The 18,353-nt window shown below is 36.8% G+C and carries 11 protein-coding genes; 7 read left to right on the top strand and 4 right to left on the bottom strand.

Annotation, left to right across the window (positions count from 1 at the left end):
- Window positions 1-246: 246 nt before the first annotated feature.
- The gene (gene ppsA / locus I6E72_RS08530) at window positions 247-2,622 is read right to left on the bottom strand and encodes a phosphoenolpyruvate synthase (protein WP_007583187.1); all 2,376 of its coding nucleotides are present in this window, start codon (window positions 2,620-2,622) and stop codon (window positions 247-249) included.
- A 157-nt stretch (window positions 2,623-2,779) separates the two neighbouring features.
- Between ppsA and ppsR the strand changes: the two genes are divergently transcribed.
- Complete coding sequence (gene ppsR, locus I6E72_RS08525) at window positions 2,780-3,589, top strand: posphoenolpyruvate synthetase regulatory kinase/phosphorylase PpsR (protein WP_007583184.1); 810 nt, start codon at window positions 2,780-2,782, stop codon at window positions 3,587-3,589.
- A gap of 59 nt (window positions 3,590-3,648) precedes the next feature.
- On the opposite strand, the gene I6E72_RS08520 is transcribed toward ppsR, so the two are convergent.
- A complete protein-coding gene (locus I6E72_RS08520; RefSeq protein ID WP_008167282.1) occupies window positions 3,649-4,998 on the bottom strand; it encodes a class II 3-deoxy-7-phosphoheptulonate synthase in 1,350 nt (449 codons plus the stop codon).
- A gap of 994 nt (window positions 4,999-5,992) precedes the next feature.
- On the opposite strand from I6E72_RS08520, the gene I6E72_RS08515 reads away from it, so the two are divergent.
- Window positions 5,993-6,868, top strand: coding sequence for a DNA replication terminus site-binding protein (locus I6E72_RS08515; RefSeq protein WP_197111875.1), 876 nt, complete (start codon window positions 5,993-5,995; stop codon window positions 6,866-6,868).
- 69 nt (window positions 6,869-6,937) lie between these two features.
- On the opposite strand, the gene I6E72_RS08510 is transcribed toward I6E72_RS08515, so the two are convergent.
- Window positions 6,938-8,152: a hypothetical protein gene (locus I6E72_RS08510; RefSeq protein WP_024591590.1), complete on the bottom strand. Its 1,215-nt coding sequence runs from the start codon at window positions 8,150-8,152 to the stop codon at window positions 6,938-6,940.
- Window positions 8,153-8,925: 773 nt separating this feature from the next.
- On the opposite strand from I6E72_RS08510, the gene I6E72_RS08505 reads away from it, so the two are divergent.
- The 5 genes from I6E72_RS08505 (at window position 8,926) to I6E72_RS08485 (ending at window position 17,502) form a co-directional block, all read left to right on the top strand.
- Window positions 8,926-10,164 carry an AAA family ATPase gene (locus I6E72_RS08505; protein ID WP_007583176.1) on the top strand — a complete coding sequence of 413 codons (1,239 nt, stop codon included), beginning with the start codon at window positions 8,926-8,928 and terminating at the stop codon, window positions 10,162-10,164.
- 15 nt (window positions 10,165-10,179) lie between these two features.
- Window positions 10,180-11,142 (top strand): transcriptional regulator, encoded by a 963-nt coding sequence (locus I6E72_RS08500; protein ID WP_197111873.1) that lies wholly within the window; start codon window positions 10,180-10,182, stop codon window positions 11,140-11,142.
- Between the two features lie 426 nt (window positions 11,143-11,568).
- Window positions 11,569-14,715, top strand: coding sequence for a DEAD/DEAH box helicase (locus I6E72_RS08495; protein ID WP_010552907.1), 3,147 nt, complete (start codon window positions 11,569-11,571; stop codon window positions 14,713-14,715).
- A 1,067-nt stretch (window positions 14,716-15,782) separates the two neighbouring features.
- Window positions 15,783-17,249, top strand: a complete 1,467-nt coding sequence (gene rmuC, locus I6E72_RS08490; protein ID WP_121954823.1) for a DNA recombination protein RmuC — start codon at window positions 15,783-15,785, stop codon at window positions 17,247-17,249.
- Between the two features lie 61 nt (window positions 17,250-17,310).
- Window positions 17,311-17,502, top strand: a complete 192-nt coding sequence (locus I6E72_RS08485; RefSeq protein WP_007583678.1) for a DUF3185 family protein — start codon at window positions 17,311-17,313, stop codon at window positions 17,500-17,502.
- 352 nt (window positions 17,503-17,854) lie between these two features.
- On the opposite strand, the gene I6E72_RS08480 is transcribed toward I6E72_RS08485, so the two are convergent.
- Window positions 17,855-18,262, bottom strand: coding sequence for a MerR family transcriptional regulator (locus tag I6E72_RS08480; protein ID WP_197111871.1), 408 nt, complete (start codon window positions 18,260-18,262; stop codon window positions 17,855-17,857).
- Window positions 18,263-18,353: the final 91 nt, after the last annotated feature.

Here is an 18,353-nt window from a genome sequence, read left to right as displayed (position 1 = left end):
ATATGAAAAAATTACTATTACAGATCAGTGGCGTGTTATTTATTTTGCTTTTCGTTTTACTATCCTAAAGCGCGACATTACTTATCATTTTGTCAAAAGGCGTTAACTAAATCATGTGCCTATTTAGATAAAAAATTAGCCCGTTAATTTACTTTTAATTGAGTATAAAAAAATGCCAGCAATTTATTGCTGGCATTTTTATAGCTTACCTATTTATAGCTTACCTATTTATAGCTTACATATTTATTACTTTGCTAATTTTTTAGCTAGGTATAACCATGTTTCTATTACTGTGTCTGGATTTAGTGAAACAGAGTCAATACCCTGCTCTACTAACCATGCAGCAAAGTCTTCGTGATCTGAAGGACCTTGGCCACAAATACCTACGTACTTTCCTTTTGCTTTAGCTGTTTTAATTGCCATAGAAAGTAGCTTTTTAATTGCAGGGTCACGCTCATCAAATAAATGTGCGATTAAACCAGAATCACGGTCAAGACCAAGCGTTAACTGTGTTAAATCGTTAGAGCCGATAGAAAAACCATCAAACATTTCTAAAAATTCATCTGCAAGTAATGCATTTGAAGGTAGCTCACACATCATGATTACTTTAAGACCATTATCGCCGCGTTTAAGGCCATGTTCTTCTAGTAATTCAATTACGCGTTTGCCTTCTTCAAGGGTACGTACGAATGGGATCATGATTTCTATGTTAGCCATATCCATGTCGTTTCTTACGCGTTTTATAGCTTCACATTCTAGTGCAAAACAATCGCGGAAGTCTTCAGAGATATAACGGGCTGCACCACGAAAACCAATCATTGGGTTTTCTTCTTCTGGCTCGTATTGCTGACCGCCAACTAGGTTTGCGTATTCGTTTGATTTAAAATCAGACATACGAACAATTACACGCTCTGGTGCAAATGCACACCCTAGAGTAGAAATACCTTCAACCAGTTTTGTTATGTAAAACTCTACTGGTGATTCGTAACCGGCAATCATGTCAGTAATTTCTGCTTTTAATGCATCTGTTTGAGCATCAAAATTTAATAACGCTTTAGGATGAACGCCAATCATACGGTTGATAATAAATTCAACTCGCGCAAGGCCAACACCTGCATGCGGTAAGCGTGCAAAGTCAAATGCACGATCGGGGTTACCTACGTTCATCATAACTTTCATTGGTAGTTCTGGCATTTTATCAACGCGTGACGTTAGTATTTCAAAATCTAAAATACCTTCGTAAATAAAGCCGGTATCGCCTTCGGCGCACGATACTGTTACTTCTTGGCCCGCTTTAATTAAATCAGTTGCGTTGCCACAGCCTACCACTGCCGGAATACCAAGTTCGCGTGCAATGATTGCCGCGTGACACGTACGTCCACCACGATTTGTAACAATCGCTGCTGCACGTTTCATGATTGGTTCCCAATCAGGGTCGGTCATATCGGTAACTAAAATATCGCCTACTTGTACCTGATCCATTTCTTTGATTGAATCAAGAACACGAACAACACCGCTACCAATTTTATGACCAATTGCACGGCCTTCAACAACAACGTTGCTTGTACCATTTAATTGAAAGCGTTCCATTACGTTAGAGTCTTCGTTTGAGCGTACAGTTTCTGGACGTGCTTGAACTATATATAGTTTGCCGTCGTTACCGTCTTTTGCCCATTCGATGTCCATAGGACGACCGTAATGTTTTTCGATGATTACAGCTTGCTTGGCAAGTTCTTGCACTTCTTCATCTGTAATCGAAAATTTATTTGAAAGCTCAGGGGCAACATCAACGATGTCTACTTGCTTACCGTGTGCTTTATCTTCTGAGTAAATCATTTGAATGGCTTTAGAACCAATGTTACGACGTACTACTGAAGGTTTATTTTTAAGGAGTGTTGGTTTATGAACATAAAACTCATCAGGGTTAACTGCGCCCTGTACAACCATTTCACCTAAGCCGTAGCTTGATGTAATAAATACAACGTCTTCAAAACCAGACTCTGTATCAATGCTAAACATTACGCCAGATGCTGATTTATCTGAACGTACCATGCGCTGAATACCAGCCGATAACGCCACACCACGGTGATCGTAACCTTGGTGAACTCGATATGAGATTGCACGGTCGTTAAATAATGAAGCAAATACGTGTTTAATAGCGACCATGACTGAATCGATACCAACAACATTAAGGAAAGTTTCTTGCTGGCCTGCGAATGATGCATCTGGCATATCTTCAGCGGTAGCTGATGAACGTACTGCGAATGATACATCTGCTGCAGTATCGCCATGGAGTTGACTATATGCGTCGCGAATGGCTTGATCTAGGTTTGGTTGGAATGGTGTGTCGATTATCCATTGGCGGATATCGGCACCGACTTTAGCGAGTGTATTTACATCATCAACATCGAGTGTATCTAGAATGTTGTGAATTTTTGCTGTGAGTCCTGATTGATCTAAAAACTCATTAAAAGCATCTGCGGTAGTTGCGAAACCACCCGGTACTTGTACACCAGCGTTTGCTAGGTTTGAAATCATTTCGCCAAGTGAAGCGTTTTTACCGCCAACTCGAGGAACATCTTGCATACCAAGCTCTTGATACCAGAGAACGTATTCTTGCACGGATCTTTCTCCAAAAAAAACAAATTGTAGGTCTAACTGTGAGAGTTAAGAAAGAAAACCTTTTATAAAGGTCATCATCATTCTACACTGGCAATAGTCCTCACGTAAACCGTGAGAAACCCATTTTAGGGATTTAAACGCAATAAAAAGGTTAATTATGAGAACTGCTTTTTATATATCAGATGGAACAGCTATTACTTCAGAGGTGTTTGGGCATGCGACTTTGTCGTTGTTTCCTATCGATTTTAATCATAAAACAATTCCATTTGTAGAAACTGAAGAAAAAGCGCACGAAATTAAAGCATTAATTAATGCAACCGCTGCAAAAACAGGCGAAAAGCCATTTGTTTTTTTTACTTTTGTTAATCACAATTTAAGTGAAATTATAAAATCGGCTGATGCAGTCACGTATGACTTTTTAACTACATATAGCGAAAAAATAGAAAAAGAACTCAATGTAGCCCCAGTTCCTAAAATGCATCGTACGCATTCTATCCACGAAAAAAGTTATGATTTTAGAATTGATGCGGTTAACTATGCACTTATGAATGATGATGGCGGAAATATTAAAAACTTTTCTGAAGCAGACATCATTTTAATTGGTGTTAGCAGAAGTGGTAAAACACCGACAAGCTTATACTTAGCACTGCAGTACGGCATTAAAGCAGCTAACTATCCTATTACAGAAGAAGATTTAGATAATGAAGGTTTGCCTAAATGTTTAGTCCCTTATAAACATAAGTTATTTGGACTGACGATTGACCCTGAGAGGCTTGCGGCTATAAGGCATCGACGTATGGCGAACTCTAAGTATGCTTCAATTAAACAGTGTCGTATTGAGGTCCGCGAAGTGGAAATGTTGTATAAGCGTCATAAAATTGCTTACTTTAATTCTACGCATCATTCTGTTGAAGAAATATCTGCAAAAATATTGATAGAAACAGACTTGGAGCGACGTAAGTACTAACTTACTCATCAAAGAAATAAAAAAACCGCAACTAAGCGGTTTTTTTGTATCAATAAATATTATTTACGTGCGTCTTTTAGTAAATCAGCTACTAAAAAGCCTAACTCTAATACTTGGTCGGCATTAAGGCGTGGATCACACTGCGTTTTGTAACGCTGTGCTAGGTCATCGTCAGATAAACCGTAAGCACCGCCAGTACACTCTGTAACGTGCTGGCCTGTCATTTCTAGGTGAACACCACCTGCGTATGAACCTTCAGCTTTGTGTACAGCGAAGAACTGACTGATCTCGCGCATAATATTGTCGAAGTTACGTGTTTTGTAACCTGATGTCGCTTTTTCAGTGTTACCGTGCATTGGATCTGAGCTCCAAATTACTTTACGGCCTTCTTGTTGAACTCTTCTTACTAGTGCTGGAAGTTTTTCAGGAAGTATATCTGCACCCATACGCGTAATTAGCGTTAAACGACCAGGAATGTTATCTGGGTTTAATGCATCAATTAAACGAATTAGGTCATCTGGGTCCATACCTGGGCCAACTTTAACACCAATTGGGTTTTTGATGCCTTTGAAAAACTCAATATGTGCATGGTCTAGTTGACGAGTACGTTCACCAATCCAAACAAAGTGAGCAGAACAATCGTACCAATCACCAGATAAGTGGTCGCGACGAGTAAGCGCCTCTTCGTAACCAAGTAATAACGCTTCGTGAGAAGTGTATAAATCGGTTTCTTTTAAGCTTGGCGCAATTGTAGAGTTAATTCCGCACACTTCCATAAACTCTAGTGCGTCTTGAATTTTATCAGCAAGTTGTTGGTATTTTTCTTTAAGTGGATTTGCAGCAACAAAGCCCATGTTCCAACGGTTTACCTGGTGAAGATCGGCAAGGCCACCTTGTGCAAAAGCACGTAATAAGTTTAACGTAGCGGCACTATGATGGTATGCAGTCATTAAGCGTTGTGGATCGGGTATACGTGCTTCTTCTGTAAACTCGATATTATTAATAATGTCGCCACGGTAAGATGGTAAAGACACGCCATTAATTGTTTCTAAGTCTGCTGAACGAGGTTTAGCGTATTGACCAGCCATGCGCGCTATTTTAACTACAGGGCATTTACCGCCGTAAGTTAATACAACAGCCATCTGTAAGATTGTTTTGAATGTATCGCGAATGTTAGCGGCATTAAAATCGCTAAATGATTCTGCACAGTCACCACCTTGAAGTAAAAAAGCACGACCTTCGCACACATCTTCAAGTTGTTTGAATAGGCTTCTTGTTTCTTCAGCAAAAACTAAAGGCGGTGCCGTTTTTAATTGGCTTTCTACTGATTTAAGTATTTCTTGATCCGGGTACTGTGGCTGCTGCAGTATTGGCAGCTCTCTCCAGCTATTTGGGTTCCACGATTGCATAATTTTTCCTCATTCCTACATTACCTGATAAGAAGAAATTAACGTATGCAGGCCCCTATGTTCAAGGACTAAATTCACTATTTTCCAATTATTTAGTTATGAGTTAAGTATAATAGTAATCTTACTTAACCTAGGTGGTTATATAACATACACTTTAGTTTTATTTCGAAGAAACTAAAGTGTTTAAATACATGCGTTTAGAGCTAACTATTTACAATTTTAACGCATTGAGAATAAAGAGTACATAAGGGTATGTTATACGTAATTTTGCTAGGAACACATCATACTTAAATGACAGCTTCTGTAATCTTAACTTTACGCGGGTAATTAATTAATAGCTATCAAGTGCTATGTGCAGACCTTAATGTATGATATGAGCGTTTGTGGTAATCATTTATCTGCGCTTTAAATCCTAGACGCATAGTCTTGTATAGCACTCGTATGCAGGACTATATTCACAAGTGCCACAACTTAAAGGTGTGGTAGGCCATTAAGTTTTCTCTTCAAAGTGATAGTGCTAATTTACAATTCATCATGATTAAAGCCGCTACTGCTTGAAGTATCCTTAAAGAGGAACTGATATCAAAAAGCATTTGTAGTCATTGTAACCTTTAGCCTGATCACCGTACTGCCAACACGGTGTAATATGAGTCAGTAATTATAAATACTAGGACTGTTAGATAAATATATGAAAATTATATAACTCCGCTTAACTCATTTTTCTAAACTTAGTTTTATCACCTACTACTTAGATAATCTAGTACTTGGCGTATTAGCCTTTTTATATACGACAAAGTAAATACTCCAATCTCATATGAATTAGTAAGGAGTTTCAAACTTTCTTCATTTATATATCTCCACTAAAAAGAACACATCATACTTAATTTAAATATAATATTACTATAAGCCCCGAGTACTATTTGTTATTTATTTAGACAAAGCAAAGTGCATGTAATAATATAAGACTAGTAAGATGTGTTCTTTGAGGTGTGTAATGGTAACTAAGGTACAAATTAGAAGTCAGTTTGATTTAATGAACGAATTAACTTTAAGTTTGATTGAAGAACTAAAAGAGTGTGAATTCTCCAAAGCGGAATATTATCAATTACCAGATGTAAGTAGTTTCGATGAGAGTAAAGTTCCAGAATCTATACTTGTTTCTAAAATCACTGGAGTACCTGCTCAAAAATCAATCCTAAACTCTTTTTCAGACATGTATAAAAAATCAGGATTAAGCAGTCGTGTTTTAAAAAGGCACCCTGGTTTGCTCGTTATTAAAAATGCAGATAAACAAGCTTTAAATAATCGTATAGCTCAAGTAAATAAAGCTAAAGCTACGTTTAAAGAATGTATTTTAGCTATTGATAGCAACGATGCTCGATTTGAGGCAGTTCACAATGCTATACCAAATTTAATAACGCTTGCTGCATATCGTAAAATTCATAGTGAAAGCGAATCGCCATTTTCGGTTAGGTTTACTTGGATGCACAAACACGCAACTAAAACGCTGACTAAAAAAATGGCTCTCGAAATGCTCGACAAATCGGCCAGTTATCGAAATCCAAGAATGATAGATCAACAAAAATGGCAATCACTTGTAGCTCAAGAACAATTACGGGTTGCTAGTTTAGGCGAAAAGGAAAAACTTAGAATTCGCCGCCCTACTCGAGTGAGTCCACAGGTAAATGTGAGATATACGGCGCAAAATCGCTATCATGTGAGTGCTGCATTACCCTTTATTCTGATTAATCCAGAACCAGACGTAAAATTAGGTATATTACCTGATTATCAAAAACCCGAAACTCACCCTCGTAAGCGCGAGTATGATTTTTTGGTTGATAGGTTATATTTAGAACAGGTTGAGCGGTAGTCATTATGTTAAAAAGGCCACATAGTCTGGCCTTTTTAGTTATCCGTACAGTATTTAAAATAACGGTTATTATTTTTCTACTATTTCTTCAATTTTATCTTCATCAATCAGTACGGCATTTTCAACAATGCGTTTACCGCCTTGGATTTCAATGCGTTTATTGTGTTTGTTCAATGTAAGTATTTCATCGCAAAACTGATCAGACGGGTGCATTTCGTATGTGTAATCGATAATGTTACCGGTTTTGTCATCTTTAACATTTGTAATGCTGTATTCTGATATTGCACCTTTTTCAATCAAATCTTTCATTGTGGTGGTCATATCACGACGAAGTGCTTTTAATTTATTTTCGGTAATATCATCAGTTGAATAAATAGATCCGTATTTTTCCATAATTGAAAGTAATCTAAAATGGTACGTTTTACCTGGTGCTGCATAACGCCAAAGGTGATACAAACGAAGCATCATCCAACGCGATAATCCACGTTTTAATTCTTGAGCGCTATTAAAGTAATACCCTTTGTATTCAAGGTTATCAATCATGTTATGAACAAATGCATTTAAACAGGCAACACATTTTACATTGCCACCCTGACCTTTTTTGCCACTAAAATGCAGTGACGATAAAAAGTTCATGTTTGACTCGTAAAACGAATCATCTATATCAGAATTTTTAGTATCTGTTGCCGAATATTTAAATGAAAGTTTAGAACCTTGCAATGCTTCAAGTGACTCTTTTATTGCAGGATATGGCATTGACTGCCCTACCGCTTTGAGTTCTTGTGCTAATTCGTTCATAGAAAAAACAACCGCGTATTGAATACCGGATTTAAAATTAATTTTAACTATTTTGCCTTTAGAAGCTAAACGAATAAGTGCTCGCTCTACTTTTTCTTCTCTATCTGATGGCCAAACAAGGTATTCAACATCTTCGCCATCTTTGCGTGTACTTACAACAGCTGGCGTTATTTTTATTTCGCCATCGTACAAAATACCATCTACTTTTTCAGATATTTTACGCGTAATAATTGTTTTTTTAGGCGCTTCTTCAAGTGGCAATTTTTTATAGCCCGAGCGAACAAAGCGTCCCCACAAATCATAGTGATTAAACGTGTTTGAATATGCACGTAATCCATGTGCTGCGTTTTCAATAGAAATTCGCACGTCTTTGTTGTCTGTAAATAGTGCTAAACTTTCGTTATCTATTGCACTTTCCACCCCGTGGATTTGGCCCCTAAGTGTATCGGGCAAGTTATCTACCGAGATGTTGACCTTTCGGCTCATTGTTCTTATTTCCATTTTTATTGCGACAGCTAATAACAACACATTAAGCAACAAAAGTTAAATGTTTAAGTTAGTATAAAAGTGATCTGACTTTAAATAAAACGTTTGGATCACTATTATACTAAGTGATGTACATTACTTACGATTTCAGATCATATTTATACTAAGTGGACTATCACAAATCTAATTTTTACTAACTCAGCTGTTATTTTGTCCATTACAATGGCTTAATTTTAAAATTAAGCACGACAAATACACCAAAAAATATATTCCCCTGTGGATAAAGCCTTATCGAGTTAGAATAGATCTGATCTGTACCAAGTACAGATCAGATCTATACTAATTAAAAGCGTATTTTGATGTTGCGACTAGTGCATAACTTTATAATTTACTTAGTAAAAAACTGATCTGCAGGGCTCTTTTTGTTCATAACTTCATGCGTAACCTGTGCATAACTCTATATTTAAAATTGACCTTAGTAAAAAGCTGATCCGCAGGTAGATAAAGATCTGATCTTAACCAAGTATAAACCTGATCTGCTTTTTTAAACATTATTCATATAAATCATAATGTTATGTGATGATTTTACACCCTTAACCTTTATTACCTTATATATTTAACCACCTTTAAACTTCTTTATTTATACTAAGCAATATTAAAGGTGTAAAAATATTTTTAGATGTCTTGTTTTTAAAATGCATGTCGTCTTAAATAGTTGTTTACAGCTATTTGAATGGACATTATACTAACTGCCTAACTTTGAGGAAGAAAGTATGTCTATCAACAATAACGCATTAAGTACCTATCGGCTTTTGAAAGCCACAGCTGAAGTTGCTGAAAAATCATTAGAAGGACGTATTCAGCACTACCGTGCTCATCTTAAATCAGAAGAAAAAGAATTAAGAACGTATACACAAAAAGCAGCTGCTGATTTATTAGGTTGTAATAATCGTACTTTAAAAAGACGTCATGATAATGGCGACTTCGATGATTTAAACATAAAACGCGGTGCTAACGGTCACTATGCTTACACATTAGTAAATATTTTTGCTATGGCCGATATTATGGACATTAAACCAGATCATCGTACTGGTGATGACAAACTGCAAGTTATTGTAATTAATTCTCTCAAAGGCGGCTGCGGTAAAACTACCAGTATGGTTAATATAGCGGCAGCGCTTGCAACTACAAATATTAAACGTTATCGCATTGGTATTATAGATTTAGACCCACAAGGCTCTTCTTCAAGCTTTTTTCCTTCAAGTGAGCACGACCCGATTACTGTTGGTGATTTAATGCGTGATTGCATAGATTTAGACGAGGGTGAAACATGGCCTGAATTTGTGTCTAACTCATTTTTACCAACGCATATCCCAAATATTCGTGTATTACCATCGGGTATGGATGACTTTTACTTTGAGCACGAAACGGCAACATTGCTCAAAGATACCTCAAATTATGAGCAAACTCGCCATTACCACAAGTTACTTGAGAAAGTAATTGACCCCGTTAAAGACGAGTTTGATATTATCTTAATTGACACCGCACCTACCCTTAACTTTATGTTTTATAATGCATTAATGGCCTCTACTGCGATGCTTATTCCTGTTCATCCAGAAGCTGTAGATTTTGATGCTAATAACAAATATTTGAAACGACTAGGTGAGATTTACCATACAGTTGCAGCACTTGGCCATGAGGGCTGGGACTTTATGCAATTTTTAGTGACCAACTATGTGAAAGGTAATCACTCACAGCGCGATATCGTTAAAGATGTTCGTAGTGCATTTGGTCGCCAAGTAATGAGCTACCCAATCAATCACAGCTCCGCGATTACCGCTAGTTCATCGTCTTTCAACACTATTTTTGATCAAAAAGCATCAGACAGCTTAGCAAGTCGTGAGTCATTAATGCGCGCTCAAGAAAATATTAAAGACGTGGTCGATGAGCTAGAAATGCTTATTCGTTCAAATTGGCAGTCAACTCAATCAACACTCAATACCCCTAAGTAAGGATGTTAAATAAAAATGGCTAAAAAACGTAAAAATGACACCCGCTTAGATCCATTTGCAACTGCTGTAGGTAGCAGTAGTCTTGATGCATTACTAGAACAAGCGAATGCTGGCGATGTAATTAGAATGCCTGCACCGAGCGACCCTGCTCGTCAAATTACGCTTGTTTGTAAAGTGATCGCACATGCTGATATTGAATCTACCACTGGTGTATATGGCAAAAATCGTCGTGTACAGGCACTTCTAAACGAAAAGTCAGTATCAGACATTCTTCCTGCAATTCGTGAGGATGGCCGAAATCAACATCCTGCCCTACTTTGGGATCAAGGTGACAAAAGTTTAGTTCTGGCAGGTTCACGTCGTCGTATGGCCTGTATTTTAGGTAACGCAGATTATTTAGTACTTAGTTCAAGCGATTTTACTGATCAAGATGCAAAAATTTTAGCGGTATCTTCAGATCAATACATTGCTCCTAGTTTATGGGAGCTTGGCCAAGCTTACCAACAAACTAAAAATGAGCTTATTGAGCAAGGTAAAAAAGGATCTTACAGAGAGATTGCCGCGGTAGAAGGTGTATCGCATACTGCAATTGCAGATGCAATTAAAGCTTATGAGCAAATTCCTGCTGATGTCATTGCGCTTTACCCTACTGCTAATCACGTAGGTCGCGAAGTCGCTAAAAAGCTTGTTAGCGCAAAGGAGCGAGACGAAGAGGCGTTTAATCAACTTGTTAGTGCCCTTGCTAGTGATGAAGAGTTAAATGCGATTACAAGCGACGACAAGCGTGCAATGGCGATCACTAAATGCCTAACTTCAGAGCCACAAGTAGCTGTTAAGCGCGAAGCTGTACTAGAAAATAACTTTATATCGGTACAACGCAATTTAAAAAGCGGTGATGTCTCTATCAAAATTGATAATAAAGTAATGACAGACAAACGCTTAGAGCAATTAACTAAGTTATTAAGTGCCTTTAATTAGTTAGTTAAATAATGATCTGTCAGGCATATTTACTTAGTTAAATAGTGATCTGGCAGATTGTTTTGTTAGTAAAAATCTGATCTTTACTAGCCTATTTCCTCTTTAAATAATCATATTCCTTCCTCAAGATCACTTTTTTACTAACTAATCTCCTCTTTTTAGCTACATTCCTTCATTTATTATTATTGTTAGTAAAATCGTGATCTGTAATGCTTACTTTTATGTTTCTAACTATATGTAACTTCTACCATTGCAGTTGTTTTAAATATTATTTTGTAAAATTGGATGCTTATTTTTACTTACAAACCGATTTTTTACTAAGTTATCAGCTCCAACCAGTTTATATCTTGTTAATAGTGCTTTAGCTCAGAGCACATAAGGCATATACTGGCAGGATTATTTTTAAAATTTAATGCTTAGAGTGACATGTCTGCTAACTTATCAAAAAATGATTTAATGGCTATTTTTGAAGAAATTAAAAATGAGCAGGCTACCCAGTTTCCTCTGTCTGAACGCTTTATTAAAAAACTTTTCCGTGAAAATGTTTTAGATAAAGGAAAAGAATATTACAAGAAAGGTCAAATTACTTGGCTAGAACACACCCCTAATTTTTCTGTAGTCGACTCTACTGTACAAGTGGATAATGGATCATCGTTTAACCAACGTATTGAGATCAGTAAAGTACCAACTGGCTATTCTGTTGATACGCATTGTACGTGTAATGCAAAAACTAAATGCCGACATTTAGCTGCTATTTTATTTAAGCTCAAAATAGAGCACTCTGGTGAGTATGGCGAAGATTACTTTATTAATGACTGGTTTAGCGAATTAAGCGCACTTAAAAGTGGTGATCAAAACACGCCATCGCAAGTATTATTATTTGTATTAGATATTGAAAATAACAAAGTATTCTTAACACCTAAAATAGCGAATGTTGAGACTAAAAAGAATTACACGTTAGGTCGAAACCTGACCGAGCAGCAGTTAAATAGTTTTGTAACGCCGAGTGACTTACTCGAAAGTGATTTTAGATTATTTAGTTGGATACGCTCACAAAATGCAGTGGGAAGTATTGAGCTAAAAGGCCAGTGGGGTTTTAGTGCCTTACAACAGTTGATAGCTACAGAACGCCTGTTTTTCCAGCGTTCTCGAGTGCCAATTAAGGCGCAATCGGGCCAAGCATTAAGTTTTAGTTGGGAGCAAGATAAAGATCTCTCACAATTAGTTATTAAGCTTGAGCAAACACAAAACTGGGCTTTATTAAAAACAACACCACCTACTTACCTCGATTTAGATCATTTAAAAGCGGGCCGTCTTCGCACCCCATTGAGTGCAGACGAAATAGCACATTTACAAACTATGCCTGCTTTGCATGACGCTAATTTTGATAGAATATACAAGCAGCTTGCCGATAACTTTGGTGCAGGTGTAATACCCCACCCTACTAATTTACAGCCAACATTGCCTAAAATCTCTAGTAATGCTGTTTTAAAAGTAACTATGGGCGATCAAGGTTTATCTCTTTCGTTGTTATTTAAGTATAAAAATAAAAACTATTTAGCAGGTGCTGCACCTGCAAGTACGATTAATAGTGCATTTGAAAATACTGTAACTAACGAACTAATTAACTTAGGATTTGAATTTTGTAAAGGGGGTTTACAAAGTGAACTAGTATTTACAAAGCAGTCTTCAATCCATTTGCATTGGCTAATATACGAAGTATTCCCTGGCTTTAAGCAACGTGGTTGGCAAGTAAGTGTAAGTAAAGTAACGAGTCCTAATCCGCAGTGTGAAGTTAGTTTACATGTACACCGCGCAGCAGGGCATCAAATGCACTGCAAAGTATTGCTATGTGATGCTAAGGCATCGCTGTTGTTTACTAATACTGACCCGCTATATCAGTCATTAAATCGCCAAAGTGAACTATTTTACTACTATCCGCTTGGTCGTGAATTTGGGGTTATTAATAAGTCAGCAATTAACTTATTAAATGAATTTAAAGAGCGTTTTGAATTTGTAAAAACACGAGACGAATTTAATATTCCGCTTTCGTATTTACCTGAATTAGTAAAGCACACTGCTATAAACGTAGAGCTTCACGACGACTCATTAGAGCTATACTTACAAGAGCTAAATAGTCCCGATAAAGCAATTACTAAGGTTTCATTACATGGCTTAAATGACTCAGTAACACTTCGTGAGTACCAACAGCAAGGTGTTGACTGGCTTAGCTTTTTAAAACGTCACCAATTAGGTGGTATTTTAGCTGATGACATGGGTCTGGGTAAAACCTTGCAAGTTATTGCATTTTTAGCCAGTACATTTAACCGCCCGCAAGCGGGCCCTACACTTATAGTGTGTCCAACTAGTTTGGTGAGTAACTGGAAAAACGAAATTATTAAGTTTGCTAAAAGCTTAAAAGTCACCACTATTTTTGGTTCAAACCGTAACGATCCTTTACAGCACTTAGCGCAAGCGCAGTGTATACTTACTACATATCCACTTTTAAAGCGTGATATTGCATATTATTCGCCATTATATTTTGAAAATATAATCCTCGACGAAGCACAATACATTAAAAACGATACCGCACAGGTTTCGCGATTAGTTAAACGCTTAAATGCCGACTTTAAACTTTGTTTAAGTGGTACTCCAATCGAGAATAATTTACTTGAGCTTAAATCGTTACTCGATTTTGCTATGCCATCGTTACTTGGGTCTCAAGCCCACTTTAAGCAGCACTTTCAAACGCCTATTGAGCGTGAAGCTGATATGGAGAGAGCTGAGCAGTTAAAAGCGTTAATTATGCCTTTTATAATGCGCCGCACTAAAGCACAAGTAGCGCAAGAGCTGCCTGAAAAAACAGAGCTAACTAAAGAGTTTGAGTTTGAGCCTAAGCAAAAAGAAATGTATCAAGGTATTACACGTTCATTAGAAGAGAAGCTAATAGACTTATTTGCCGAACAAGGCGCACAAAAAAGTAAACTTGCATTTTTAGAGGCACTTTTAAAGTTAAGGCAAATTTGTTGCCACCCTAAATTAATAGATCCAGACACTCAAGCAGGCTCCGCTAAGCTTGAATGGTTAACAACACATTTACCGCTTATGTTAAGTCTCGGTCGTAAAATTATTATATTTAGTCAGTTCACATCGGCACTTGATTTAATAGCCCAACGCCTTGAAGAAATAAACATTAACTTTAGTATGCTTACAGGCCAAACGCGCCACCGAGATAAAGTAATCGACGAGTTTACCAGTGGTAAAACATCAGTGTTTTTAATTAGCTTAAAAGCTGGCGGTACAGGCCTTAACCTTACACAAGCCGATACAGTTATTCACTTTGATCCATGGTGGAACCCTGCTGTAGAAAAACAAGCGACTGATAGAGCTTACCGTATTGGCCAAACTAACCCTGTATTTGTGTATAAGCTCATAATGAGTAATTCAATAGAGCAAAAAGTATTTAAAATGCAACAAGACAAACAAGCCCTTGTAGATGCGTTATTTACTGATAAATCAATGAGCTTTACAAAATTTGATGAACAACAAATGTTATCGCTAATTAAAAACTAAATTGATTTAAAAAGTTTTGATCTTTTTATGAACTTAATTAAAAAGCGGACGTCTACAATTATGCTTGTTGGTTAATTGCAGTTAGCACAAGCATCATGTTGATTCCCCATTTAGTTACTAATTTTAGTAATGATTAAGCCAGCCCATTTTGAGTTGGCTTTTTTTATGCCTAAAATTTAGCGTTCGGCACTTATTTTAAAAGTTTTTACTTTTTTATGAACTTAATTTAAAAAATGGCGTCTACTATTATGCTTGTTGATTAATTGCAGTTAATACAAGTTTTCATGTTGATTCCCCCATTTAGTTACTAATTTTAGTAATGATTGAGCCAGCCCATTTTGAGTTGGCTTTTTTTATGCCCAAAATTTAGCGTGTAGCACTTATTTTAAAAGTTTTTATTTTTTTATGAACTTAATTAAAAAAGTGGCGTCTATTATTATGCTTGTTGATTAATTGCAGTTAATACAAGTTTTCATGTTGATTCCCCCCATTTAGTTACTAATTTTAGTAATGATTGAGCCAGCCCATTTTGAGTTGGCTTTTTTTATGCCTAAATTTAGCATTCAATTTTTATTTTAAAAGTTTTGATCTTTTTATGAACTTAATTCAAAGAGCGGCGTCTACTATTATGCTTGTTGATTAATTGCAGTTAATACAGGTTTTATGTTGATTTCCCCCTATTTGATTACTAATTTTAGTAATGATTAAGCCAGTTCATTTTGAACTGGCTTTTTTTATGCGCATAATTTGATTTGTTTAAATCAACCCGAATAAAAATAAATGATCTTTCGTAAATTAATTTGAATTAATTATTTTGTTTTCCGGTCTACTCTAATGCCTGTTGTTATATAGCCTCACCCAGTAATATTAGTTATTTTGGTGATTATGTATTTAAGTTGCAGCTTACTCGGGCACATGTTGATTTTCCCTTTGATTACTTAATTTAGTAATATTTGACCAGCTTATTTTGAGCTGGTTTTTTTATGTCTGTAATTTCTTTGCTCCCCTACTTCTATTGCGTGTTATTGGTTATGATGGCATGTCTCTAAATTTTATAAGTTTATTTTATGCTCACTCAAGTACTCACTAATATTGATTGGCTAAGCGCCGGTGCTGGTGTTGCGTTAGGCGTTGTATTTTACGGCGTTGTATCAACACAGCTTCGCAAAAAGCTACATCTACAAATAAGCGAACAGCAGCAACAGCTTTCCCTATTACAAAATCAATTTGATAATAAAGAGCTGCAATATAGTGCCTTGCAAGAAGATCACGAACTGCTAGAACATACTCACCAAGAACAGCGCGATGAAGCCCAGCATTTTAAAACGCGTTTTAGCGAACAAGAAAAACAAAGCATTCAATACAATCACTTTTGGCGTAAAGCCGAAGGCGAGCTTGCAGCGCTTCGTGAGCAATATAATCAACGCGATGTTGAATATAATAATATGCGCACCACCCTCGAGCAAAAACAACAAAGCTTTACCGAGCAACTCGCGCAAATTGAGCAAAGTAAAAATATGCTCAAAAAAGAATTTGAAAACCTAGCCAATAAGATTCTAGAAGAAAAATCACAAAGCTTTAAAACCTTAAATCAAGAAAGCATTGAACAATTATTAAAACCGGTTCAAGGCGAGCTAAAAGGCTTTAGAGAAAAAATGGAATCAATACATGTTGAAGACATAAAACAACGAACCGCGCTTAAAACCGAGCTATTGCATTTGCAAGCTAAAAGCCAAGCCATAACAGATCAAGCCGACAAGCTCAGCAACGCGCTACAAGGGCAAAAGAAAACCCAAGGTAATTGGGGCGAACTCATGCTCGAAAACGTCTTAGATAGCGCTGGCTTACGTGCTGGCGTTGATTATAAGCGCGAAGTGTCGTTTAACACTGAAGATGGCCGCTTGCGCCCTGATGTAGTTGTTTACTTACCACAAGGTCGCCACTTAGTCATTGATGCTAAAACATCATTAAATGCTTATACACGCTATGTGAACGCTGAAAATGAGCTAGATGCTAATCAAGCAATTAAAGAGCATGTAAGCGCTGTTACAGCACGTATTAATGAGCTTGCGAGTAAATCGTACGACCGTTTACCAGGGCTTAATTCGCCTGAAGTTGTGGTTATGTTTGTACCAATAGAATCAGCTTTTGTAGAAGCACTTAAATATCAAAGTGATATTTACCAACAAGCAATCGAAAAAAATATACTGGTAGCTACACCTACTACCCTGCTTACTAGTTTAAATATTGTTAAACAGCTTTGGCGTTTTGAAGAGCAAACCAAATACTCAAAAGAGCTGGCAAATCGTGCTGAGCGTTTTTATAACAAGCTCAATGGTTTTTTATTAAGTATGGAAGGCGTAGGTAAGCAGCTTGATAAAGCGAAAGAAAGTTACGACAAAGCGTTCTCGCAATTATACCGCGGTAAAGGTAATTTAATTAAACAAGCATCAGAGTTTAAAGAGCTTGGTGTATCGGTACAAAAAGAGTTACCTAGTGAGAGCGTTGAACGTGCGCAGCTAGAGCTTGATTAGATTTATTAAGTGTTTTCAATTAAGTATGTTGAATAATGTACGTTAGAAACCAGAGGTGTTTATGAATAATAAGATTATAGGTATTGTTTTAATCGTTATAGGTATCGCTTTAATTATGTGGGGATATGACGTTTATGATGCGGCGGCTTCGCAGTTAAGCCGTGCATTTAGTGGTGATACACCAATAGAAGCATGGGCGGGTATTATTGGCGGTGCCATCTGTGTGTTAATTGGCATTAAAAAGCTTAAGTAACATAAATAAAATACAGCTTACTGGGGCTTGTTGACCTCTCAGGATAAAATTTGTTCAATCTAGGGGCTATTTAATCGCGGCGCGAGGTTTGTAATTTAGTGGGCTCGATAACTGCTCCTGCGTTATTCTAATGGCTTACATCCATGTAATAATAAGTAAAAACCGAGCTACAAAGAGTAAATTGCCCCTAGGCAGAACCCTTAGGGCAGCGCATGTTTGGCATTTATACTACGTTATCGTCTGTTTATGGGGAATAACCACACTACATAGACTCTGCCTTGCCTAAATACCAAACATACTGCTGCAAATTTAACCTCAAAAGATAAACAGGCCCTGAATAAGCTGTATTAGTTTATTTGTAATCCATCACTTCTAGTAATTCATTTAATTTACTTTCTGGCAGGCATTCGCCTTTATCCCAATAAGAGTTTAGTAACGCAGTTAAACTGCCAATACGCTGTGACTTTTTCTGCATTTGCTCAATCAAAATGTCAGCTTCTTTTTGTTTTTTTTCTAAACGTTCGATTATTACTGTGTGGTTTAGCTCGCCGTTTTCGTTACGTAATAAAGGTATTTCGTTGAGTGAAAAACCCAAGCTTTGTGAAAATTTAATTAATTGCAGTTTTTCTAAGTTTTGTTGGGTGTACAGCCTATAACCATTAGCACTGCGAGTGGTTGGTGTTAATAACCCTTTGCTTTCGTAAAAACGAATAGTGCTGGCAGGTATGTTGGTAAGTTTTGCAAGTTCGCCTATTTTCATAACTAATAATAACTCCACTTTACATAAACTTAGTAGGTTGACCTTCAAGCTAACTTTAAGGTTATAGTTGTTTTAATGTCAATTTAATTAG

It is taken from the genome of Pseudoalteromonas sp. NSLLW24, from assembly GCF_015864725.1.
In the GTDB taxonomy this organism is placed as follows: domain Bacteria; phylum Pseudomonadota; class Gammaproteobacteria; order Enterobacterales; family Alteromonadaceae; genus Pseudoalteromonas; species Pseudoalteromonas arctica.
This window is presented reverse-complemented; position numbering and strand designations above follow the sequence as displayed.